The 23,451-nt window shown below is 36.5% G+C and carries 19 protein-coding genes and 1 pseudogene; 6 read left to right on the top strand and 14 right to left on the bottom strand.

Annotated elements, in window-relative coordinates; translation table 11 throughout:
- The first annotated feature begins 3 nt into the window (after positions 1-3).
- On the top strand, positions 4-1,032 hold the full coding sequence (locus IGK96_RS05455) for a lactonase family protein (protein ID WP_002381770.1): 1,029 nt from the start codon (positions 4-6) through the stop codon (positions 1,030-1,032).
- Positions 1,033-1,247: 215 nt separating this feature from the next.
- Here IGK96_RS05455 and IGK96_RS05450 read toward each other — a convergent pair whose 3' ends face one another.
- Genes IGK96_RS05450 through rihC form a run of 3 tightly spaced genes read right to left on the bottom strand, consistent with a single transcriptional unit; the run spans position 1,248 to position 4,091 of the window.
- Positions 1,248-1,736, bottom strand: a complete 489-nt coding sequence (locus IGK96_RS05450) for a GNAT family N-acetyltransferase (protein WP_002381769.1) — start codon at positions 1,734-1,736, stop codon at positions 1,248-1,250.
- Positions 1,737-1,747: 11 nt separating this feature from the next.
- Positions 1,748-3,121 carry a C4-dicarboxylate transporter DcuC gene (gene dcuC / locus IGK96_RS05445; protein WP_438755927.1) on the bottom strand — a complete coding sequence of 458 codons (1,374 nt, stop codon included), beginning with the start codon at positions 3,119-3,121 and terminating at the stop codon, positions 1,748-1,750.
- 16 nt (positions 3,122-3,137) lie between these two features.
- Positions 3,138-4,091: a ribonucleoside hydrolase RihC gene (gene rihC, locus IGK96_RS05440; protein ID WP_002383111.1), complete on the bottom strand. Its 954-nt coding sequence runs from the start codon at positions 4,089-4,091 to the stop codon at positions 3,138-3,140.
- Between the two features lie 146 nt (positions 4,092-4,237).
- On the opposite strand from rihC, the gene IGK96_RS05435 reads away from it, so the two are divergent.
- Together IGK96_RS05435 and IGK96_RS05430 are read left to right on the top strand one after the other, a co-directional pair.
- On the top strand, positions 4,238-6,151 hold the full coding sequence (locus IGK96_RS05435; protein ID WP_161975109.1) for a PfkB family carbohydrate kinase: 1,914 nt from the start codon (positions 4,238-4,240) through the stop codon (positions 6,149-6,151).
- Between the two features lie 118 nt (positions 6,152-6,269).
- The gene (locus IGK96_RS05430) at positions 6,270-7,778 is read left to right on the top strand and encodes a helix-turn-helix domain-containing protein (protein WP_010708797.1); all 1,509 of its coding nucleotides are present in this window, start codon (positions 6,270-6,272) and stop codon (positions 7,776-7,778) included.
- 314 nt (positions 7,779-8,092) lie between these two features.
- Here the strand turns inward: IGK96_RS05430 and IGK96_RS05425 are convergent, their stop codons facing one another.
- From IGK96_RS05425 to IGK96_RS05395, 7 genes are all read right to left on the bottom strand, one after another.
- Positions 8,093-8,938, bottom strand: coding sequence for a hypothetical protein (locus IGK96_RS05425; protein WP_070416105.1), 846 nt, complete (start codon positions 8,936-8,938; stop codon positions 8,093-8,095).
- Positions 8,931-9,458 (bottom strand): 5-bromo-4-chloroindolyl phosphate hydrolysis family protein, encoded by a 528-nt coding sequence (locus IGK96_RS05420; protein ID WP_070416111.1) that lies wholly within the window; start codon positions 9,456-9,458, stop codon positions 8,931-8,933. The genes IGK96_RS05425 and IGK96_RS05420 overlap by 8 nt, the downstream gene beginning before the upstream one ends.
- Positions 9,459-9,740: 282 nt before the next feature.
- Positions 9,741-10,460 carry an MIP/aquaporin family protein gene (locus IGK96_RS05415; protein ID WP_161975110.1) on the bottom strand — a complete coding sequence of 240 codons (720 nt, stop codon included), beginning with the start codon at positions 10,458-10,460 and terminating at the stop codon, positions 9,741-9,743.
- Between the two features lie 7 nt (positions 10,461-10,467).
- Positions 10,468-12,297: a type 1 glycerol-3-phosphate oxidase gene (gene glpO / locus IGK96_RS05410; RefSeq protein WP_113851239.1), complete on the bottom strand. Its 1,830-nt coding sequence runs from the start codon at positions 12,295-12,297 to the stop codon at positions 10,468-10,470.
- A gap of 20 nt (positions 12,298-12,317) precedes the next feature.
- Positions 12,318-13,823: a glycerol kinase GlpK gene (gene glpK / locus IGK96_RS05405; RefSeq protein WP_071646736.1), complete on the bottom strand. Its 1,506-nt coding sequence runs from the start codon at positions 13,821-13,823 to the stop codon at positions 12,318-12,320.
- 276 nt (positions 13,824-14,099) lie between these two features.
- Positions 14,100-15,566: a helix-turn-helix domain-containing protein gene (locus IGK96_RS05400; protein WP_071646737.1), complete on the bottom strand. Its 1,467-nt coding sequence runs from the start codon at positions 15,564-15,566 to the stop codon at positions 14,100-14,102.
- On the bottom strand, positions 15,556-16,890 hold the full coding sequence (locus tag IGK96_RS05395) for an FAD-dependent oxidoreductase (protein WP_002374545.1): 1,335 nt from the start codon (positions 16,888-16,890) through the stop codon (positions 15,556-15,558). Before IGK96_RS05395 ends, IGK96_RS05400 begins: the two co-directional genes overlap by 11 nt.
- Before the next feature lie 179 nt (positions 16,891-17,069).
- Here IGK96_RS05395 and IGK96_RS05390 point away from each other — a divergent pair, with 179 nt between their 5' ends.
- Positions 17,070-17,426: a hypothetical protein gene (locus tag IGK96_RS05390; RefSeq protein WP_002365807.1), complete on the top strand. Its 357-nt coding sequence runs from the start codon at positions 17,070-17,072 to the stop codon at positions 17,424-17,426.
- A 33-nt stretch (positions 17,427-17,459) separates the two neighbouring features.
- Positions 17,460-17,621, top strand: a complete 162-nt coding sequence (locus IGK96_RS05385; protein WP_002357133.1) for a hypothetical protein — start codon at positions 17,460-17,462, stop codon at positions 17,619-17,621.
- Positions 17,622-17,861: 240 nt separating this feature from the next.
- Here the strand turns inward: IGK96_RS05385 and IGK96_RS05380 are convergent, their stop codons facing one another.
- From IGK96_RS05380 to IGK96_RS05365, 4 genes are all read right to left on the bottom strand, one after another.
- Positions 17,862-18,302, bottom strand: a complete 441-nt coding sequence (locus IGK96_RS05380) for a hypothetical protein (protein ID WP_025192018.1) — start codon at positions 18,300-18,302, stop codon at positions 17,862-17,864.
- 97 nt (positions 18,303-18,399) lie between these two features.
- The gene (locus IGK96_RS05375; RefSeq protein ID WP_438755922.1) at positions 18,400-18,936 is read right to left on the bottom strand and encodes a GNAT family N-acetyltransferase; all 537 of its coding nucleotides are present in this window, start codon (positions 18,934-18,936) and stop codon (positions 18,400-18,402) included.
- Positions 18,937-19,005: 69 nt separating this feature from the next.
- Positions 19,006-21,711, bottom strand: a complete 2,706-nt coding sequence (locus IGK96_RS05370) for a cation-translocating P-type ATPase (protein ID WP_010713288.1) — start codon at positions 21,709-21,711, stop codon at positions 19,006-19,008.
- A 317-nt stretch (positions 21,712-22,028) separates the two neighbouring features.
- Positions 22,029-22,679 (bottom strand): YczE/YyaS/YitT family protein, encoded by a 651-nt coding sequence (locus IGK96_RS05365; protein ID WP_010713287.1) that lies wholly within the window; start codon positions 22,677-22,679, stop codon positions 22,029-22,031.
- 88 nt (positions 22,680-22,767) lie between these two features.
- On the opposite strand from IGK96_RS05365, the pseudogene IGK96_RS05360 reads away from it, so the two are divergent.
- Positions 22,768-23,433: pseudogene (locus tag IGK96_RS05360) on the top strand (cyclic nucleotide-binding domain-containing protein).
- Positions 23,434-23,451 lie beyond the last annotated feature (18 nt).

Raw genomic sequence — 23,451 nt, 5'->3', positions numbered from 1 at the left:
GTGATGTTAGAACAAATTTTACTAGGTACCTATACTCGAAGAGCCAGCCAAGGCATTTATAAAATTGCATTAGATACGACACAAGGTCGTTTAACAGAAGCGACACTTTTGTTAGAAGAAACGAGTCCTACCTATCTTGCTCTGAGTCAAAAGGGCGAACTTTTTAGCGTCACTAGTGTTGACGGTGAAGGTGGCACTGCCGCTTATCAACCAGAAATGGACCATTTTAACTTATTGAATAAAGTAACTGAGGAAGGTGCGCCGCCATGTTATGTAGCTGTTGACGAAAACCGACAACTTGTCTATGCAGCAAATTATCACCAAGGTATCGTTCACGTGTATCGTATCTTAGAAGATGGTTCTTTGGAAGATGCTGACAAAGTGATTCATACAGAGCCAACTGGTCCTCATGAAAACCAAAACAATGCCCATGTTCATTACACAGATTTGACGCCTGATCAACGCTTAGTCGTCTGTGATCTAGGAACCGATCGTGTGTATACGTATAATGTTAGCTTAGATGGAAAGCTTTCTGAAATCGCTCAATTCGTGACTGAGCCAGGGACTGGTCCACGTCATTTAGTGTTCCACCCAACAAAATCATTGGCTTATTTATTTGGTGAGTTAGATAGCACTGTTTCAGTTCTTTCATATGATGAAACAGATGGTTCTTTCACTGAATTACAAAAAGTTTCTACTTTACCTGCTGATTATGATGCGTTTAATGGTGGCGCTGCGATTCGTATTTCTTCTGATGGCCGTTTCCTTTATGCTTCAAACCGTGGCCATAACTCAATTGCTGTCTATGCTGTTTCAGAAAATGGCGAAGCGATTGAACTAATTCAATTAATTTCAACAGAAGGCGATATTCCGAGAGATTTTGATTTAGATCCTTCTGAAGATTTCGTTGTTGTCGCTAATCAAGACTCTGATAACTTAACACTTTATCGTCGGAACCAAGAAACTGGCTTATTAGAAATGATTCAAAAAGATGTTGCTGTTCCCGAATGTGTTTGTGTTTTATTTGTATAATTAAGTTGACTATTTCCTTGAAAAATAACAGGAGGTCGGGACAGAAGCGTTTAACTCCGAGAAATAAGAAGGAATTTCCGAAAATTGTTCTTTAATTTTTGGAGAATTTCGGCTTATTTCCGAAGGAGTTGCTTTTGTTCCCGCCGTTTATCAGTTTTTGAGCGTGGAGCAAAAATCCAAAGTGATTTTTGTCCCACGCTCCCTGTTTTCTTATTTTAAACGATGGATTGGTTCTCCAATTCTTTAACGTATAAATAAAAAGAGCCAAAGTCTAAGCGATTCATTTGTAAAGATTCATGAATTTTTGTGAACCCTTTACTTTCGAAAAATCGAATCATTCTATGGTTTGTATGATTAGTCTGAGCATACATTTTACGTCTTCCTTCCCAGACTGCTCGTTTCTCCAATTCATGGAACAACAAACTGCCATAACCCTTGGCAATATAATTAGGCGAAGTTGCAAAGCGCTTTAACCAAACAAAGTCTTGTTCCTGCTCCATACATAACGTTGCCATTGAAAAAATCATTTCTTCGTGCACTAGCAAATATAATCGTTTTTTTGTAATGTCTTCTTGGATATCTCCTTGAGAAGGATAGTCCTTTGTCCACTGTGTAATGCCCACAACATCCATATATGCCTTTACTTCTGTTAAAAATTGAAGAATCATCGGTAACTCTTTCTCATCAGCCACTCTAATTTTCATTGTTTATTCTCTTAATAAGGTAACAATAGAATCGATAAGACAATCACACTAATAATGCCAATGATGGTCGGTACACTCGTCCGTTTTAAAATTCTGATGGGACTAACTCCTACTGTTGATGCGACAATCATGACAACTGCTGCTACAGGAGAAATCGTTCTAGTTAAATTCGCAATCATCTGCATTGGCAAGGAAATTAAAATACCATCAATCCCAGCTTTTTCAGCAATCCCAGGAATTAGTTCGATAACCGCATAAAACATTGCCAGTCCACCACCGCTTAAAATTCCAAAAAGGGTCGTTGCACCGCTGAAAATTAAGGTCGTAACGATTCCTGCTGAACTTGACGCTTCGACAGATGCCATAATACTATCAATAATTCCTAACGTTTGAATCGCAGACGTGAACAATGAACCGCCTACGACAAGCATCACAACTTGACTAAACCCTTGCCCCATTCCTTTAAACATCTCGACAGCTGTATCTTGAACTTTTTTAAAAGATTTCAAGCGAAGCGTCTCAACCAATACAGCAATGAAGAAAGAAATAAATGTAAGAACAAAAATATCCATCGTTATTCCTTTAATAAACATTCCTGCGATTCCCACTCCAACAATTAATAATAGCGGTAATATTGGCAATATTGCATAAAATTTAGGAACATCAAATTCTTTTTGTTTGCTTAAGCCCTCTTCATTTAATGAAACATAGGCAGCCTCACCTTCTTTTTTATCGCAGTATTTTTGCCAGAAGTACTGTGCAACCGCAATGATTAATAACGATGGCAGCGAAATTTTGGCATTCCATACAACATAATTTAACACATCATAACCAAGAGTATTTGCGGCGATTACGTTATCCGCGCCTAAAGGTGTTGGCATGATAGTTGCCGTCATTGCAATCACACCTGCAGCAGTTAAGGATGAAATCCCCATGCTGGCTAGCATCGGATATAATATAGACATTAAAATAATCGCTAAGCTTGATGCACTAGGAACTACTAGTGACATTAAATTTCCAATTAAAAAGACCACAGGGACAAATAACGATTTACGTTTAATCTTCATTAATGGTTTCACCAAAAAGTTTACAGCCATCTGATTGGCCCCGATTGCATTCATATAGCCTGAATAACCAAAAAGAATCATAATTACAATTCCTGCTGAACTCACTTGTGCAATAATTGTATCTTTAAACTTCAAGAAAATATCAAATAATCCAAAACCGGTTCCTTCTTCTGCAGGATAAATGGGATGTCCTAACATCCATGCACATGCAAGTAGAACAAGCGCACCAATAATTAAGCTGAGTGCGGGATGATAATTTTTTACAATCAAATAGGCTACAACAACTAAAACGACCAATACCAATAAACTTTCAATCATACTTATCCTCCTTCAGTTAATTAACCGCTTTCATTTTTTCGACAACCCATTTTTGAAAAGCTTCAACGTTTACATCTATACAGGCAACAGCATTCGTGTTTTTATGATACTTCATTTTTAAATCCGCAACAGTAGCTCCCGCAGCTGGACCTTCCAAAGCAACTTCAATGAACGTTTCAGTTGTCTCAAATAATTCTGGTGAAGTTAAATAGGCAATCGCACAGACATCATGCATTTTCAAACCTGTAGTTAGACTGCCGCCTCTATAATGACGGAAAAGACCATAAAACATTTCCCCAACTCTACCAAGCGCTCTGATGGCTGTTACTTCATGATTCGTTAACACAGCTTGACTTGTAACATCTAATCCTACCATTGTTAGCGGGACACCTGATTGGAAAACAATTTGTGCAGCGTGTGGATCGACATACGTATTAAATTCGGCACTTGTATTTGTATTTCCCCTTGCTAATGAGCCACCCATCATGACGATTTCTGCAATATTTTCTTTGACTTCTGGATAGAGGGTCAGTAACAAAGCAATATTCGTTAATGCAGCAATTGGAACAATGGTCAAAGGAACATCACTAGACAGAATTTCTTTTCGCATAGCTTCCACTGCATGAATATCTAAACACGTAGAGATAGGTTGCGGAAACTCAAAGCCATCCATGCCAGTCTCCCCATGAATCTCAGCAGAATCTTCCAATTGAATAAGTAACGGACAATTACACCCCTTGGCTACAGGAACCTTTTTCCCAAAAAAATCGACAAGTTTCAAGGCATTATTTGTTGTTTTTTCTACATCTACATTCCCTGCAACCGTCGTTATTAAGCGAACTTCTAGGTTAGGATGATTCAGTGCAATCGCTAAAGCTACAGCATCATCAATTCCTGGGTCCGTATCAATAATGATCGGTCTTTTCTTTGTATCCATTTTTCTTCCTCCATTCACATTTAGGAAAAACATTTCCGGAAACGTTTTCTTAATTTGAGATTAACAGCGCTTTCATTAAAAGTCAAGCAGAATTTCTAAATAATAAATAATTAGGCTTTTTCTTGACTTTCTGCTTTTAGAATGCTTACTATAAAAAAGAGTTCAGTGAAAGGACGAAAATGATGAATATTAAAGATATTGCAAAATTAGCTGGCGTTTCCGCTTCAACTGTATCCAAAATTATAAATAATAAAGATCAAACTATTAGTAAAGAAACCCGTGAGCGTGTCTTAAAAATCGTTCGAGATTACAACTACACACCTTACTCAGCAAATCTCGTCACAAATAGTACTACAAAAACCTTCGTGTTATTATTAAATAGCCATGAAACTTTTGAGGCTTGGGTTACGAGCTTTATTGATAAAGCTCAAGAAAATGGCTATAACTGCTTGATTTTAAATAGTCACGGTAGTTTAGAACAAGAACTGAAAAATATTACCTCGCCAACGTTAAAACAAGCCAGTGGCATTATTTGGGACCCAATCAATGAAAACAGTAAACAATACGCGAAATTTATAGAAGAATTAACGATTCCTTACTATTTCGTCAATCACTCAACTAACGAATTACCTTCTCTAGCGGGGCTTTATGAAGAAGCTAGTTATGTTTTAACCCAAGAATTATTACAGAATAACCATAAAAAAATTAGTTATTTCGTCACTAACCCAAAATATAAAGAAGCAATTATTGCAGGCTATAAAAAAGCCTTGTTTGATGTCAATTTACCCTTTAGTAAAGAAAATATTTTAACTACTATCCCTGCTGATTTCAGTAATCAGCTTATCACAGATGGGATTACGGGTATCCTTACTGATGACTATACCCAGGCTGTTTTTTTGGAACAGCTTTTAAAGCAGAGCGGTTTGCGAACCCCCGATAATTACTCTTTACTCGCAATTAAGCGAAAAATTGATCGTTCATTTTTACCTGATCATATTTCTTCCGTCTTATTAGATACAGAGACGTTTGGTAGCCAGTTAGCCTTATTATTGCTTAACAAACGCAAAGAAAAAACAGCCTTGATTAATGACGCTGAAAAATTGGTGCTAGATCACAAAAATACATTAGGCATGTCTAGTGTTAATCCACATAGCAAAATGATTGTAGTGGGTAGTTTAAACGTTGATAATTATCTGTATTCAACAAATTTACCACATAATGGTAAAACAAATTTTTTGTCTAGCTATGCTAAATTCCCCGGCGGAAAAGGATTAAATCAAGCTGTTGGCTTAACCAAACTGGGCCATCAGGCCACTTTAATTGGTTGTTTAGGCTCAGACACAGATGCGAATTACTTATATAAAGAATTAGAAAAATACCACGTTACGACAGATGGTATCACACGTATTCAAGATACTGAGACTGGTCAAGCTTATATTTATGTTGAGACAAGCGGCGACTCCATGATTTCAATCTTACCTGGTGCAAACACAGCGCTTACACCTAAAAAAATCGCACAGCAAAAACACCTATTTATGGATGCCAGTTTTTGTCTCATTCAAACAGAAATTCCTTTGTCTGCTGTAGAGAAAGCTTGTGAAATTGCCCAACATTCAGGCGTACCGATTATTTTAAAACCAGCTGCTATTCATCATATTCCAGTGAATATACTAGAAAAGGTTGATTTTTTCATTCCCAATGAAGATGAATTATTGGAACTTCAACCAGATACTGGCACATTAGAAGAGAAAGCGGCGTACTTCTTAGAAATGGGCGTAAAAAATGTCATTGTTACTTTAGGAAAAAAAGGCGTGTTATTAAAAACACCCCAAGCGTGCCACTATTTCCCTGCAACAGAAAATATAGCTGTGGATAGTACTGGTGCCAGTGACAGCTTTATCAGCGCGCTCGCCTCCTATCTTTCGAAAGGTTATCCGACTGAAGCAGCCATTCAAATAGCAATTCAGGCTGCAGGATTTTCAGTTTCTAAAGAAGGGGTGATTGATTCTTTAGTTGATCACGTCACTTTGGAAAATTATTTGATAAAAAAAGAACCCGCTCTTTTTGCTCATCGTAACACCTGTGTCGACTGACACAGGTGTTTTCCTGCTGAATATCTTGTTATTTTCTCATAAACCAATGAGAATTGTTCTTTTTTATTACAATTTATTAGGCGAACTATTATAATAAAAGAGAAGTTATTACTAAGGAGTGAGTCTCATCAAAACACAAGATGCCATAAAAACATTTTTACTTTCAAAGAAAACACAAAAAAAATTGGCTGTCTTTTTATACTTAGCAAAACAAACGAACCTTGATTTATCTAGTGTTGCCCGAAAATTCGATCTTTCTACTAAAAATTTATCAATTTATCTTCGTGAAATTCAAGAAGACTTAGCAACCCTTCCTGAAAATACCTTAGAGATTCAGATCCATCACGGAAAAATTTCATTACATACGACTTCCAATGATTTTCTTTCCCACTATTTTTTATTATTTAATTATTACTGTGTCCATTCTACTGACTTCATTCTTTTTCAAGCAATTATCAAAAAAGAAAACAATTCTGTCTGGAAAGTGAGTCAAGAAACTAATTTTAGCTCATCTTACATTTACAAACGGTTAAATAACATTAATAAACTATTTGGTTTGTATGGAATTTCCGTCCATTTTTCCCCCTCCGCGAGTAAAGTGATTACAGGTTCTGAATTTCAAGTCCTATATGCTTTTCTTGATGTCTACTGGACCATCTTTTTAAATACCTTAGCCTTACCACGTTATACCTCTACTTATTTTGAAGATATACTGACGCAACATATTAAACCAGAAATTCTTGAACGCTTGGAACACGCTTCTCTACTAAAATTAAATTTACTTTTACACATCGCAAAATATCGCTTTCCATATACTTGTGAAGATGATCTCCAAAAAGAATTTGAAGAACATCCTTATTTAAGGCTTTTCTCAGACTCAAAACAAACTATTTTTTGTTCCCAATCAAATTTTTCAGAAGATCAACAGCGGGTTGTAGATATCATTGCACCCATTGCCATTGATAATTTTGATTCAGCAAAACGAGCCAAAGATTTACTGGCTGCTCTAAATGAAATTTCTTGCCCAGAATATTTCTACGTTGATTCTTTATTAACCAATTTTTGCGAAGTTTTTCAAATTCCAAAAATGCGTGAATTTGATCGTCATTACTTCTTACTTATTTTATTTAAAAATATTATCTATAACCAATTATTTATTTCACAGCAACCAAATACCGCAATTCTAGATTTTTTAGTCAATAAAAATAGTACTTATCAAAAAGATTTACAGAAAAAAATTTATGCTTTTTATCAAAACTTTTCAGCGCATTCCCCTTATCAGTTAAGATTTAAGGATCAGGAGAACCCAATTTGGACATGTGAATTGTTGTTACGAATTTATAAGCACTATAGTCCCCGCAAAAAAATTAAAATTGGTGTTGCATATTCTCGCGATTTTTACATTGCTAGCTTTATTATGATGAAAATCAAGCAAGCATTTAGTGAGGATATTATTTTTGAACGAACCGATTTTTCTAGTTGTGATATTGTGATTACTGACTATCCCTTATTTGATTTACCAAAAGAAATAGACCGAATTTACATTTTAGAAGAAGAATTAACCCGAGAAGATTGGGAACTAATTTTCAGTAAAATAAGTATCGCCATTTTTGATTTGCAATATTAAAACAAACATCAAGCGCCAACCTGTCTCACCAGCCATAATGAAAACAAGCGACCTACAAACCACTTCTGCCAGTTTTAGTCTGACAGAAAATAGTTTGTAGGTCGCTTGTATATTGCTGTTCTTTTCTACGTTACCTTCAAAGACAATCTAGTAAGTGGGTACACGTCGTACTTCAGTCCTTAAAGTGCTACGGTTCCACCGCTGATCAGTTTTTAAGCCTGAGACAAAAATCCAAAGTGTTTTTTGTCTCAGGCTCTTACATTTTTTCAACAAAGGTATTGCTAGGCGCTACTTGAAGCTGAAAACTAGTTTCTCTATCGAGATTCCTCATCAGTAGACTCAAATTTAAAACTTTTTTCTATAAAAGCGACTTCTTTTGCGTATGTTTTTACAAAAGAAGAATAGTCTTTGGGATCTTTGACCTTTTCCAATTGGTCAATAGAGACTTCTAATTCAAATCCTGTCCCATCTTTAAAGAGATAATATTTTGAGATGTCTGTATATCCTTGATTCCGTTTTAAAATATAGCCGGTTTGTACATCAGCAATTTTATCAATTGGGTATGCTTTGATAAACTCTTTACTTGTATCCAAATAATCAGAAAGACTGTTGACAAGATTGCCAGAAAGGTACATACCTGCCGATGTATAATAGTCTCTTTTTTCATAAAAACTGATATTGCCTAGATATTTTGTATCTGGATACTCCTCTGTAGAAGGTAAAATCAAAAAGTTCTTTCCGCCACTGGTTTCAATATCGGCGTCGCCGATAATTTCTATTTGGTAGCCTTGATTAAATAAAAGTTTATTTTGTTCTATTGTGACTTTTAGTGGTTTTTCTAAATCAACAGGTCCAGTTGTGGTAAGTCCAGCTTCTTTTAAAGGATAAACATCTTCTGATGAAGCGGAGTAATCCCAATAATCATCTTTCTCCGCAAGATCAATATATACTATAAAGCCAATTGCTACAGCAATGCCTATCCAAATAATTTTTTTGTTCTTTTTTTGTTTTTTCTTTTTTTTCGTCTGTGGTTTTACCACTTTTTTATTGGGGTTAGGAAGTTGCTTTACTGTGTCTGTTCTTGTGACAGGAAAAAACGACCATTTTGGCTTTTGAAAAAGCGCATCATATGTATCATAAAAATTCTTTTGTTTAGCCATTTTTTCTCTCCACTAATTTTTTTGATAAGGCAATTTCCTCAGATGCTTCGGAGACTAATCTTTCATAATCATCTGTGATACTTTCCGACAACACTCGTATGGTACTTAAGATACCATTGGTTGCAAGTGTTATTTCTTCTGTTGACAATTTATCTTCTTTAATGCTTAAAAACCGTTCTGATGCTCGTAAAATCTCTGGTATCTTATGATATAAAAAATCACTAAAATGAGTAATTGCTTCAGGATACTTCACTAAGTGTTTAAAGATGCCCTTAGCGGAAGCAACACCCAGTTCTACTTGTTCAATTTTTTTTAAATTTCGTGACTTATTCGTTAGTTCGTTTAAATAAATAATTTGTTTTTTTAATTCGTCCATAATTCTTTGGTACATCTCTAGGTCACTGTCCGTTAGATGGTGCGTCGTTTGATATTTTTTTAGATTTTTTTTATAACGGAAATACGTACGACCATTTCTATAAATAACCCAACCGATGTACCCAGCGCCCACTAACAAAACCATTATCCCATTCAAATCATGTACTCCTTTTTAAATTAGTATATATTACTGAACACATTGTCCAGATTAAAATTGACAAATAAGTATGAAATGTTACTCCCCACTTACTTGTGCACTTTTATTGTATCATATAGGAAAATTGTTCTGTTCCGTATTTAGACAAATTGTCTAAATGTCTAACGAAATCTTTTTTGGTTTAATATGTAGCAAAAAACACTTGCAAGAATTGATTACTTCTCACAAGCGTTTTTTATTGTCTAAAACAACTATTTACATTTCATTTTATTAAATAGTGAATAAATAAATTACTGCAGCTAATGAAGCCCCTAAGATAGGTCCCACAATTGGCACCCAAGAATAAGCCCAATCAGAATCACCTTTTGTTTTCACAGGAATAATTTGGTGCGCTAAACGAGGTCCTAAATCACGTGCAGGGTTAATTGCATAACCTGTAGGTCCGCCTAATGATAGACCTAGTCCTAAGACCAAAATCCCAACAAGCATTGGGTTAATGCCAGCCGCTAAGTCGTTTTGAGAAAAGGCTAGTAAACCAAAAACCAAGACAAATGTGCCGATAATTTCTGTTAAAACATTGGCTGGATAGTTACGGACAGCTGGACCAGTGGCGAAGGTTCCTAAAATAGCACCTTTGTCTTCTGTAATGTTCCAATGGGGTAAATAAGCTAACCAGACAACTAAACCACCAATAAAACCGCCTATGACTTGAGCTACGATATAAGGTAAAACCATGCCCCATTCAAAGTTTCCAGTAATTGCCATCGCAACTGTTACAGCAGGATTTAAATGCGCTGGACTCATATACCCAGACATGTAAACAGCTAATGTAACAGCAGCGCCCCAACCTAAAGCAATAACGACCCAACCAGAAGCAAAGGCTTTGCTTTTCTTCAAGTTAACTGCGGCACAGACGCCATCCCCTAGTAAAACTAAAATCATCGTTCCGAAAAATTCACCGAATAATTGTGTCATCATCGAAGTTCCCATTTTTTCTTCACCCTACTTTCAAATTTTTTAAATCTGATTCTTCAATTACTTTTTCTAATGTTTCAATGTGTCGTGCTCTTTCTTCCGCTGTCCATTGATAATGCTGTGCCATTTCTTCAATGACTCCCGCTTTCACTTGGTCCAAACGATCACGCATAAATAATAAGTGGTTGGTCCGTCGCAATAAAAAGTCGACGGGTGTTAAAGCCATTTCTTCTTCCATCGCATAGTTTAAAGAGACAGTTTCTGTTAAGGTTAAACCAGGAATTACTTTGGCATCATCAATCATTTCAAAAACAGTTGGTACGTTGGAGCCATATAAATGAGCTAAGTATAGTGCATCCTTTTCACTTAACCCTTTAGACACGCCATGTTTTGCCAACGCTTCTAATTCTTCGTCTACCGTTGCAGGGTTCAATTTTCCGCCTGAAACTGGATAGTTTTTAGAATCAATTAAGATGAATTCTTTCTGGTATTCTTCTGCTAAGATGGTTTGAATCATTTTCATCGCACCTTCTGCCATTTTACGATAATCTGTTAATTTCCCACCAGCCAAAGTGAGCAAGCCATCCGCTGATCTTTCCAATGAGCTGCCTCGAGAGACAGCTGAAGGATTGACTTTATTTTCCACCAAACTGTCTTCCAGATGGTTTAGGACTTCTTCAATTTCTCTTTTATCTGTTTGGTTTTTTTGGTATCTGTCAACGACATCAATGACTTCATCAATACTTTTATCTGAAAGTTTGCCATTGTTTCCCCCGTTATAATCTGAGCCACCGTTAGCAGAAATTAAAGGTCGCAAGCCAGCCCAGCTGGCTTCAATATCATCAATTGTCAATTGTACCTCTGGATAACGATTATTGACTACTTCCAATAGGTAATCCACATCACTTTTTTCTACTGTTGGATGTTGAAAGTCTCCATGGTAATCTGTATCCGTCGTCCCAAAATATGTTTTTTCTTCTCTTGGAACAACGAAGACCATGCGGCCATCTTGTTTACCTGTATCAAAATACGTTGGTTGAGGAACATTTAAACGGCTTTTGTCGACAACTAAATGAACCCCTTTGGTTGGACGCATTTGTGGTGTAAATGAATCGTTTTTGTCTAAGCCTCTTAATTTATCTGACCAAGGACCAGTAGTATTAATCACAACATCTGCGTGAATCTCAAACTGTTCGTCAGTTAGTAGGTCCTTTGCTTGAATGCCAGTAATTTTCCCTTCATCATTGTATAAAAAGCCAACCGCTTGAACCCGACTCACAGCATGCGCCCCGTCAGCTACTGCTTGTTTAATATTTTCAATAACTAAACGAGCATCATTATTTCGGTAATCTAAATAAACACCGCCACCTTGTAGACCTTCACTTTTTAGTTGTGGCTCACGTGCCAAAACCTCGTCTTTTGTTAACAAATAGTTGGCGTACTTGGTACCTGTTACATCAGCTAACTGATCATATAAATCCATTGCTATTTTGACAGAAAATAGATTAAATGTTGCATTTGGCTCATCATAAATCGGCAGTAACATGGGATCCGCTTTAGGGATGTGTGGCGCAATGGATTGAACGACGGCTCGTTCTTTCACCGTATCTGCCACCACCTCCACGTCAAACGTTTTCAAATAGCGGATACCACCATGAACTAATTTGGTTGATCGTGAAGAGGTGCCCTCTGCGAAATCCTGCATTTCAATTAACCCTGTCTTCATTTTAGCGGCACTGGCTTGCAGGGCAACGCCTGCGCCAGTAATACCACCACCAATAATTAAGACATCTAAGTGTTGTGTTTTTAAAGCGTCGATTGATTGTCGGCGTGTTTCTATTGAGAAAGTCATAGAAAATTCCCCTTTTCCATTTACTTATTTTTACGTTTGAATTGTTGGGTAGCTGCTACTGCTTGTTGCCAACCTTCATATAAATCTTCTCGTTCTTCTTCCGCCATAATTGGTTCAAATTGTTGTCCTTCTTCTTGGAATGCTTTGATTTCTTCTAAGTCTTTCCAGAAGCCAACCGCTAAGCCCGCCAAGAAAGCTGCGCCTAAGGCCGTTGTTTCTAAGTTATGGGCTCTTTGAACAGCAGTGTTTAAAATATCTGCTTGGAATTGCATCAAGAAATCATTGTTTGCTGCTCCACCGTCTACTTTTAAGACGGGAATGTCTATGCCTGTATCTTCTTTCATCGTGTCAATAATGTCACGAACTTGATACGCAACTGCTTGAAGTGTCGCTTTGACAAAATCTTCTCTCGTGGTACCGCGTGTCAATCCAAAGACAGCCCCACGCGCTTGTGAATCCCAATATGGTGCGCCCAAACCAGTGAATGCCGGAACCACATAAACTTCATTGTGCCCTGTTGACGCTTTGGCTACTGCTTCAGATTCAGCAGCCGTTTGCAACATTTTTAAGCCATCTCGTAACCATTGAATCGCTGAACCAGCCACGAAGATACTTCCTTCCAAGGCATAATATACTTTGCCGTTAATGCCATAGCCAATAGTGGTAAGCAGATTATTTTTAGAAAGTTGAGGTTTTTCGCCAGTGTTCATGACAATAAATGAGCCTGTTCCATAGGTATTTTTAACCATCCCAGGTTCAAAGGCCATTTGACCAAATAAAGCGGCTTGTTGGTCACCAGCCATCCCAGCGATAGGTACTTCACTTCCGTAAAAATGGTAATTTTTTGTTAATCCATACACTTCAGAGTTCGAAACGACTTTCGGTAACATCACTCGTGGGATATTTAAAAGATCCAAAATTTCTTGATCCCAATCTAAATCATGGATATTAAACAACATCGTCCGACTTGCATTTGAATAATCAGTGACATGAGTATCTCCCGTTAATTTCCAAACGAGCCAAGTGTCAATTGTCCCAAACATCAATTCTCCATTTTCTGCACGTTCTTGCGCACCTTCTACGTGATCTAATATCCAACGAACCTTCGTTGCTGAGAAATAAGCATCAATGATTAACCCAGTTTTTTCATGAATCATTTCGCTGTAGCCATCTTCTTTTAGTTGATCAGCAATAGGTGTCGTTTGGCGTGATTGCCAAACAATTGCGTTATAAATTGGTAACCCAGTTGCTTTGTCCCAAACAACGGTTGTTTCCCGTTGGTTTGTAATCCCAATTCCGGCAATATCTGTAGGTTTCACTCCTGACTCAATTAAAGAACCTGCAATAACGGATTGAACAGAATTCCAAATTTCATTGGCATTATGTTCCACCCAGCCTGCATTAGGAAAATATTGAGTAAATTCCTTTTGTGAACTACCAATTTTGTTTCCTTTTTTATCAAAAATAATTGCACGAGAACTAGTCGTTCCTTGATCAATCGCCATAATGTATTTTTCTTCTGCCATGATAATTCCTCCTAAACGTTTTTGAAATCGTTTTCTTTATGTCCCTATCTTACAAACAAAAGAATAACTAAACATGTCAAAAACTTTTTTTATTTTAAAAAAATTGAAAGGATTTCTACTAAAACCAACAAAGACAACGCTTTCAATAATACTTTTATTATCTCTAATTTTTCAATAAAAAGAAACATTTTTGTTTAAAAAAGCCTAATTTTCGACTTTTAGTTGTAAAAAGGCTGGTGCGAGGATCAGACAATTTCCGTCACACCAACCTTTTGTTTATTTCTCCCGCAAGGTGCGTATTTTCTTTTTTAATTGTTGCACATCATAGGTCGAACTTAATTCTGACAAAACATAGACTTCCGGTGTTCCTTGATAGCTCGTTTGCTGATAATTGGTCACAATTAAATCATATGTTTGTTCAGGCTGATACTTCTCCACCAGCGTGCCATTCATATTTTTAAGACTAAGCATTAATACTTGTGTTAACGCCGCTTGATAAAGAGCATCCATTGCTAGATGAATTCCAATTTTTATTTCACCAATCATTTTAAATTCAATTAATGCCAACACGCTTAAATATTTGACCAGAGAAAGTTCATGCAAACTATCTCCTGGTTGATACGTTTCATCAAAACAAGCTAAAGCTTTTTCTAATAACGTTGTTGAAAAAGAAGCTAATTCCCGACTAGATAATTGCTGTTCTTTTTCCCAGATATGAGCCCGATCAAAAACTTCCAATTCTCCTTTAAAAAAATACAGTTTTCCATGAATTTGTGAAAAATAGTAAGCCATGGTTTTCTCAAGAGTAGGTTCAAATTTATGGGGCCGATAATACAAGACCACATTTTCCAAGATAAACGTATCAGCTAAAGAAACAGCGGAACGACGTCCCCGAATTAAGGAATATTCATCAAAAGCTGATTCTGGTAAGACCGACATTGTGATTAGAAAAACAAAATGAATCATGCTTTCTCCTTCATCTAATTCTAATGAATAGCGACTAGAAAAACGGAAAAACAATTGTCGAACTTGCTTAAATAACGGATCTTCTTTAAAATCAATCATTTTCTTTCTCAATTGTTGATATTTTTTTGAAGTGACCGCTAGGCGCTTTTTCGTAATACTCAACCAAAGGCTAACTTTTAACGCATTATGTTCATTAAAAGTAAAACCTAAGCCAGTCTCAATCCCTTCAATTATCCGTTTATTTAACGGCGACATCGTTTTTTTCTGGTGTATTTCATAGGGAGTAATATACCAATACAACTGAAAGTAAAAGTAACGAATCTGCAATTCTTCTCCCTGTAGTTGTCCATTTTTTATTTGCAAATCAAAGGCGGCTAACAATTGATTGAGTTCTTTAATCTTTCGAAATAAAGAAGACTCACTAATCATAAATTTAGTCGTTAATTGAACAATAGAAAACTCTTTATTACGATATAAATAATCTAAAAGTTGAAATTTAAGAGACTCTTTTACAAATGCTTCAATTAAATGATTCAACGAAAAAAAATCCGATAAGGTGATTGATAGCTGCTGGCCATCATAAGTAAGCTGACAGTCCTGTCCAAAAGGTTTCAAAAAATAATGTAAATCCTCTAAGTCTTTTTCAAAGGAGGCTTTTGTGACTGCTAAAAATGCTGTTAAATCAGAGACTGAGCAGGTACCGCCTGCTAAGATGGTTTGTTGCACCGTTAATAATTGTCGCATCGCTTTCTTTTCCAATAACGTCTCAACTTTCATCGTTCTCTCTCCAATAAGCCGAAGCACCCATCAAATTTGTAATATCATAAATATTGGTTAAGGAAGGTTGATAAAAATAATCTTTTTGTAATAGGTCTGTCAGTGTCTGACCTGTTTGGATACTTAATGCTAACGTATTTATTTTTTCTAAACAATTGTTTTTTGAACAAAGCTGTGCCCCAAGGACCCGTTGTGTCACTTTATCATAGATTAATTTGCCTAAAATTTCTGTCCCATGTTGTAGAGGCGGCGCTGGCTGTCTAACAATTACGGAAGCAAGTGTTTGCGGAAAAAATAAACCTTCCGTTTCAGTTAGACCTGTACTAGCAAGGTAATAGTCCCCCACTTTTGTTCCCATTGTTCGCAAAGAGCCAATGAATCGGTGTGTTTTTTCTTCTAAATTGTTGGCGACTACTAAGCCAGTTCGTACCGCATTGTTCACTAACGGAGCATAAAAAGTTTCCGCGACTGGTTCATTCATAACTGAAATGCAATCTCCGATGGCAAAAACATTCGGCACTGAAGTTTGTAAATAAGCATCCACCGCGATTGTCTGATCCAGATTCCGTTGAATTTTTTTATCTAAATAGGCTAATTGAGGATGTAAGTTTAAAGCAAAAATCCCACTGTCACAAGAAATTTTCTGTTCGCTTGTTTCAAGAACAATACCATTTGCCGTTTCTTCAATTCCTAGGACCGTTTCTTCAAAATGGAAAATTACTGCTTGTTTTTCCAAAGATTTTTGAACATCTGCAACCATTTCTTTATCAAAATATTTAGGCAATAGATTTTCTAAACTTTCAAAGACATGGACAGTTTTCTTCATTTTCACAAGAAAATCAATAGCTTCCATTCCAATGGGTCCTGCACCAATGACGGCTACTGTCTGGCTCTTTTCCAGTAATGGAACAGCCGCTAAAGCACCTGATAAAAATTTATATTTGAGTAATTTTTCTGTTTGACTACCACGAATTTGCGTGGAAAACTGGCTCGCGCCTGTCGCTAAAATCAATTTATCATAAGAATACCACTGTTGTTCTTCCTTTTGCGCCCAAGCAATCAGTTGGTTCTCAACATCCATTGCCACGACTTCTCTATTTAAAAGCAACTGAATCTTTTGACGACGTAATTCCTCTTCCGTTATGTAACGTGCTTCGTGTAATTCATTGATGGTATGATTAAAATACGCACTTAAGCCACCAGATAAATACCCCACTGTTGCTTGTTTGTCAATTAAAGAAATTTCTGCTTGGGGATATTTTTTCCTTGAAGCAATTGCTGCGGAAATACCTGCGAATGATGCACCAATAATCACAATTTTCATTTGTTTCCTCCTCTGTCAGGACCTATTATACTTCTCTCAGTTTATCATGATTAAAAAGAATGCTAAAGCAACAACTATAGTTTTCCCTTAAAATAATTATTTTTGCTGAGCGCATTGCTTTTCAAGCACTTTCATTTTCATTTATAATAAATGTTACTACTGTTTGAGGAGGAGTTTTCATGTCTGCAACGAAAGAGCAATTGGAACTATTTTTATTTTATTTATCTGAAACCCATACAAAAAGTTTATCTTTACATGACTTAGTTACAAGTCGACCACGCCCAGAAGAAGCGCGTATTTTATTAAATATTAACGAGGTTTTCACTTACTACCATAGCGCTCGTGTTCTCTACACAAGTGTTCCTGCTCTTGAAAACAACAAGTCTGAGCCTTTTTTCCAAGCCTTCGAAAATTTTTATTTTGAATTAAAACAACATTTTTTCAATGAAGAAGATGAAACCCATCAATTGAATGAACGTCTAGAGGAAATGAAAATTGCCTTTGAACAATTGACGGATGACTACAATGTTCTATAATAGAAGAGAACAATTCGTTGAGAAGGGGTCCTTATGAAGCAAGAAGAAGTGATTGAACGTTTAAAAGAAGAACTAAATTTGCCATTTTTTAATGGTACGCTAGAAGAAAAGAACTATTCTGAAGCAGATTATCAACAAATCAAGAAAGAGTTAATTCAATACTTTGATGATTATGTGCGAAATGTTGAAAATTAACAAGCTAAAACAACCTTTGATTTTAATAAAATCAAAGGTTGTTTTATTATTAAATAAAAAAATAACAAAAAAACCACCGGCAGTTTTGCCGATGGAAAAGGAGTATTTACTCAATAAGAGTAAAATGAAAAATAAAAAGGTTGTTGTTGGTATGAATTAATAATACAATACACTTTCTCTTTTGTCCATAAAAAAGACATGAAAAAAATATTAAATTCGTTAGTTATTTTTATTAGTTTTTTATTTTTTCAAAAGAATGTTGCTCATCCGCGTAATGGCAAAGGTTAATTCATCCGTTGCTTGATCCTGCTTTTCCTCTGAAGCATTAAATAAATCTGCATCAATACCTGTTTCTGAATCTGTTGCTAAAATCATTTCATTGCATCCTGCTACATATTCTGTATAAGCATGTTGAAATTTTTTGTGAATGCCAAGTACTTGTGGCGTCGGTTTTAATGTTCCGACTTTTTTGAGCATTAATTCATATTTTTCAGTACCTTCTTTAAATTTTGCTTGAATTTCTGCAATTCGTTCGGCTGTTAAATCATTCACTTTATTCTTATCGATCGCTTGACGAACTTCTTCGTAATATGGATTCATGACTTCGCCAATGTCTTCTGTTGTTTTAACGATATCATTAATTGTTTGAACGTAAAATCCTAAATTTGGTCTCATAACCATCCCTCTTTTCCCTTTTCTCTTTTCTCTTTTCTCTTTTCTCTTTTCTCTTTCACTCCATTTTACACTTTTTCTATTCCATCTGACAAGTGGCACTTTTTCAGTTTTTATTCTTTTGATTTTTAACAGAGAAAACATAGTGAGGCATCGTTTTGCCACGGTATGTTTTAATGTATCGATCCCTAACAAGCATCTGGTTTCGAATAGCGACATTCATAGAGGCTAAGTTCGTATCACGAATCGTTGAAATAACTTCTGGAAAATTTAATACATCGAATGCGTACTGTTTTGCCGCTGCGGCAGCTTCAATCGCATACCCTTTGTGCCATTCTTTCACACATAAATGATAACCAATTTCTGGATAGCTCTTACCTTTTACTAATTGATTGGTGAGACCACACTCGCCGATGACTTCGCCTGTTCGTTTCTTCTCTAACGCCCATAAGCCGTAGCCGTATTCTTGATAGGACTGTAAGTTCCACTTTAGCCAGTTTGCAACCTCTTCATCAGAAAAAGCGTGTTCATAGGCATACATCACATTTTCATCTTGCAAAAATTTTTTCAATTCCACTTCATCTTCCGACTGCCATTCTCTGACAATAAGTCGTTGTGTTTCGAAAATAATTTTCCGTTTCAAGCCCTTTCACTCCTTACATAAAGAAAAATTGACTGGTTTAAGTACCAGCCAATTTTCTTTTCTTATTTATTAAGCACCTTTACCTGCTTTACGTTGGAAGAACTTCACAATTTCCACAATTGGGATGATAGCAAAAGAAGTACCTGCTACAATTGCCCATTGATATGCATCTAAATGTGTAACGCTGAATAAATCATTAAATCCTGGAATAACAATCGTTGCAGCTAATAGCAAGAACGAAACAAGAATCCCATAGTTAAATGATTTGTTGCGGAATAAGCCAACTTTGAAAATTGATTGATAAATCGACTTCACATTAAAGGCATGGAACAATTGAATTAATCCCAAAGTAGCAAAGGCCATGGTTAAAGCATCGCCGTGTTGTAAATCATACAACGCTTGCGCCGATAAGTTTGTGTTAGCTGCGGTATGTGCTGGGAACATAATTGACATTTTATACACAATCAAAGTCAATGCCCCTTGCGTAATCCCTTGATAAACAACACTGCTTAAAACGCCGCCAGAGAAGAAGTTCGATTTTTTACCACGAGGTTCATGGCTCATCACATCACGTTCTGCTGGTTCCACACCTAACGCAATCGCTGGGAAAGTATCCGTTACTAAGTTAATCCACAATAAGTGAACAGGTAACAAGGTATCCCAATTGAGCATTGTTGCAATAAACAAGGTTAATACTTCCCCTAAGTTAGCTGAAAGTAAATATTGAATCGTTTTTTGGATATTTGAGAAAACTTTACGTCCTTCTTCTACTGCCACAATAATTGTTGAAAAGTTATCATCGGCAAGGACCATATCTGAAGCACCTTTTGATACTTCTGTTCCGGTAATCCCCATACCAATGCCGATGTCAGCAGCTTTTAAGGCTGGGGCATCATTTACGCCATCACCAGTCATCGCAACCACTTTTCCTTCTTGTTGCCACGCTTTAACAATCCGAACCTTGTGTTCTGGTGAAACACGAGCATAGACAGAGTAGTTTCCCACGACTTGTGCGAATTTTTCATCTGACAATTCATTTAATTCAGCGCCTGTAATGACTGCATCGTCGTCGCCTTCTTTGATGATGCCTAAACGTGCCGCAATTGCTTCTGCTGTATCACGGTGGTCACCCGTAATCATAATTGGACGAATACCCGCTTCTTTCGCGACTTTTACAGCATCTGCAGCTTCTTTTCTTTCTGGGTCAATCATACCGACTAAACCAGCAAATGTTAAATCTTTTTCCACAAGTTCAGAACTCATTTCGGCTGGAATCGTCTCAACATATTTATAAGCCATTCCTAAAACACGTAAGGCTTGTTTCGCTAATGAGGTGTTGGTTTTCAAAATTTCTTGACGTTTTGTTTCATCTAATGGACTTGTTTCTCCATTTGATAAGATTTCCGTACAACGTTTCAATAATTCATCTGGTGCACCTTTGACAGAAACTAGGAAGCCACCTGTTTTTAATTCATGAACAGTAGTCATTAATTTACGATCAGAGTCAAAAGGAATCTCTGCCACACGAGGTTCAGCTGCTACTTTTTCGGTTACGTTAAACGCATGATCTAAACCAAATTGTACTAAGGCAGTTTCTGTTGGGTCACCAATTAATGAACCATCTTGAGCGATTTTTGTATCATTCGTAAAGTTCATGATTTTTAAAGCCATATTATCGGTAGGGATTTCTGTGGAAGCAGATAAAACTTGACCATCTGTATACAACGCTTCAACGGTCATTTGATTTAAGGTTAACGTACCTGTTTTATCTGAACAGATAATGTCTGTACTTCCTAATGTTTCAACGGCTGGTAACTTACGGACAATCGCATTTTTCTTGGCCATTTTTTGGGTCCCTAAAGCCAAAATAATTGTGACAATCGCTGGTAATCCTTCTGGAATTGCCGCTACAGCTAACGAAATTGACGTTAATAACATGTCAATCCATGAACGACCATTCATCATTCCTACCACAAACATCACCGCTGCAATGACTAAAATGGCAATTGTTAACATTTTACCCAATTGGTTTAAGTTTTGTTTTAAAGGCGTTTCCGTTTCTTGTTCGCTTGCTAGCATGCCAGCAATTTTACCGACTTCTGTATTCATTCCTGTGCCAACCACAACGCCAAGACCACGTCCATACGTCACATTACTATTGGAATAAGCCATATTGATTCGGTCACCGATACCAATATCGGTTCCCTCTAAGATGGTTACTTCTTTTTCAACTGGAACAGATTCACCGGTTAACGCTGCTTCTTCAATTTTTAAGCTATTCGCTTCCAATAAACGTAAATCGGCTGGAACGACATCCCCTGCTTCTAATAAAACAATGTCACCTGGCACTAATTCATCACTTTTAACAGTAATGACGTGTCCATCACGGCGAACATTCGCATTTGGTGAAGACATTTCTTTTAATGCTTCAATGGCTTGTTCCGCTTTGGCTTCTTGGATGACCCCAAAGATGGCGTTCAAGATAACAACCACTAAGATGATAATCGAGTCTACCACATCATGGGAAAAGACGGCTGAAATGACCGCTGCCGCTAATAAAACAATAATCATAAAATCTTTGAATTGCTCAAAGAATTTCACGGCAAGTGATTTTTTCTTCCCTTCATCTAGCACATTTTCCCCGTACGTTTCTAAACGCTTTTGAGCCTCCTGTGCACTTAATCCATCAGTTGTTGTGTTCATTTTCTCCAAAACAACTGTGTCGTCTTGTGCGTAAAACGCTTCAGACAATTGTGTTTTCTTTTCTTCTGACATGTTCTTCCTCCTCTATTTTTTGCAGCATCCTCCAAGTTCTATTTTACATTTCATCAAAAATAAATGAAAAAAAATAGACTTGTGTATGCTACTTCGTCGAACATACATAAGTCTCACCGTTTAAGACAACACCAGAAATTGCTTTCGGAGTTGGTGATGTTGTCACAGCATAAATACTGTCAGTTACTCCCTCATGAAAAAACTATTTAACATTGGTTGGAGAACCAATGTTATGAATAATTACTTAATTAGTATACCGTTTTCCACTCTTTTTTTCAAATAAAAGTTCTGCTCATTTGAAAAAAACTGAAATCCTTTCATTCGGATTCCAGTTTCTTGATTTGTATTCGTAAAATACGCTGTTGTCCCCGCTTTCTCGACCAACTAATAACCCAAGAAAGTAAGAAAAGACTAATCACGGTTCCTTCACGAACAAAAATCGGCAAATGATAACTAATGGACAATCCTAGTGCTAAACTGACACAAAAAATATCAACTAAATAACGATAAAACTGAAAACTATAGCGCGTTCTTTCAGAAATAAGTGTACAAAATTTTTCAATAGGAAATTGCAAAACACCTAGCGCAACTACCTGTCCTGTCCCGATTCCTGCTATGATTGTCCCTAAAATAAATAGAACAATTTTAACCAAATAATTTTGAAAAACAAGCGAACCAAATAATTGATATAAGAAAAAATTAATGACAAAACCAAAGCCAATTAACGCCACCAAAATAATCAAATAGTTCTGAATTTTACGCTGCTGATCTAACAACCAACACGTGCCTAAAAAAGCGAAATTAATAGCTGTGGTAACAGTTCCGACTTTTAAATGAGTAAGTGTTGCAAAGGTCACATTAAATGCATTAAAACTACTAACTCCAATGCCTGCTTGAATTGTCAAACTGATGCCCAATGCACTAATTAAATAAAAAAGAAACGATAGCACAATTTTTTTCTTCCACATTATAAAAACTCCTCTACTCTTGATACGTCTATTATGTGCTACAATAGAAGAAACAAATAGGAGATATCTCCTATTATAAGGAGAAAAAATGCTTAAAACAGCCTACCAACGATCACCGAAACAAGAATTAGCTAAAAATACGCCTTTTTTTAATGAAACTGATTTAAAACACAGTTTTATTATCGATTTTGAAAATCAAGAATTCATTCATCACCAAGCAGAGCCATTAAATTATCTTTTTTATTTAATCAAAGGAAAAGCGAAAATTTTAAAAACAGAACGCAATGGCCGCCAATCCATTGTTTAGTTTTTAACGACAGGTGATTTAATTGGCGATTTAACATTAGTCCAAGCGGAAACGATAACCAAGGACGTTATCGCCTTAGGTGAAACCTGTTGTTTGGCTGTACCTTTAGCTTACGCAGAAACTGTTTTAAAAAACAAGGTGCTTTTTATGCAGCAACTCAGCCATTATCTAGGGAAAAAAATGCTCCAACGGGTGGACCACTTTACAACGAATCAGACCTATGAACTAAGTTATCGGCTAGCGGAATTGCTATTGGTTGCCGCTAATCACGAAGATGTTTATAAAGAAAAACATACTGAGATTGCCGAATACTTAGGGGTTAGTTATCGCCATCTTATTTATACCTTCAAACAATTTCGAGAGCGCGGCTTTATTCAAAAACAAGGAACTGCTTATCACATCAACCGCTTAGCGTTACATTCTTTTGTGCAAAAAATGAAGAGTTAAAGTGGTGGATTGTTGACA

The organism is Enterococcus sp. DIV0682 (genome assembly GCF_051712685.1).
Lineage (GTDB): Bacteria > Bacillota > Bacilli > Lactobacillales > Enterococcaceae > Enterococcus > Enterococcus faecalis.
The sequence above is the reverse complement of the archived record's forward strand: the minus strand, read 5'-3'. Positions and strand labels throughout refer to the sequence as shown.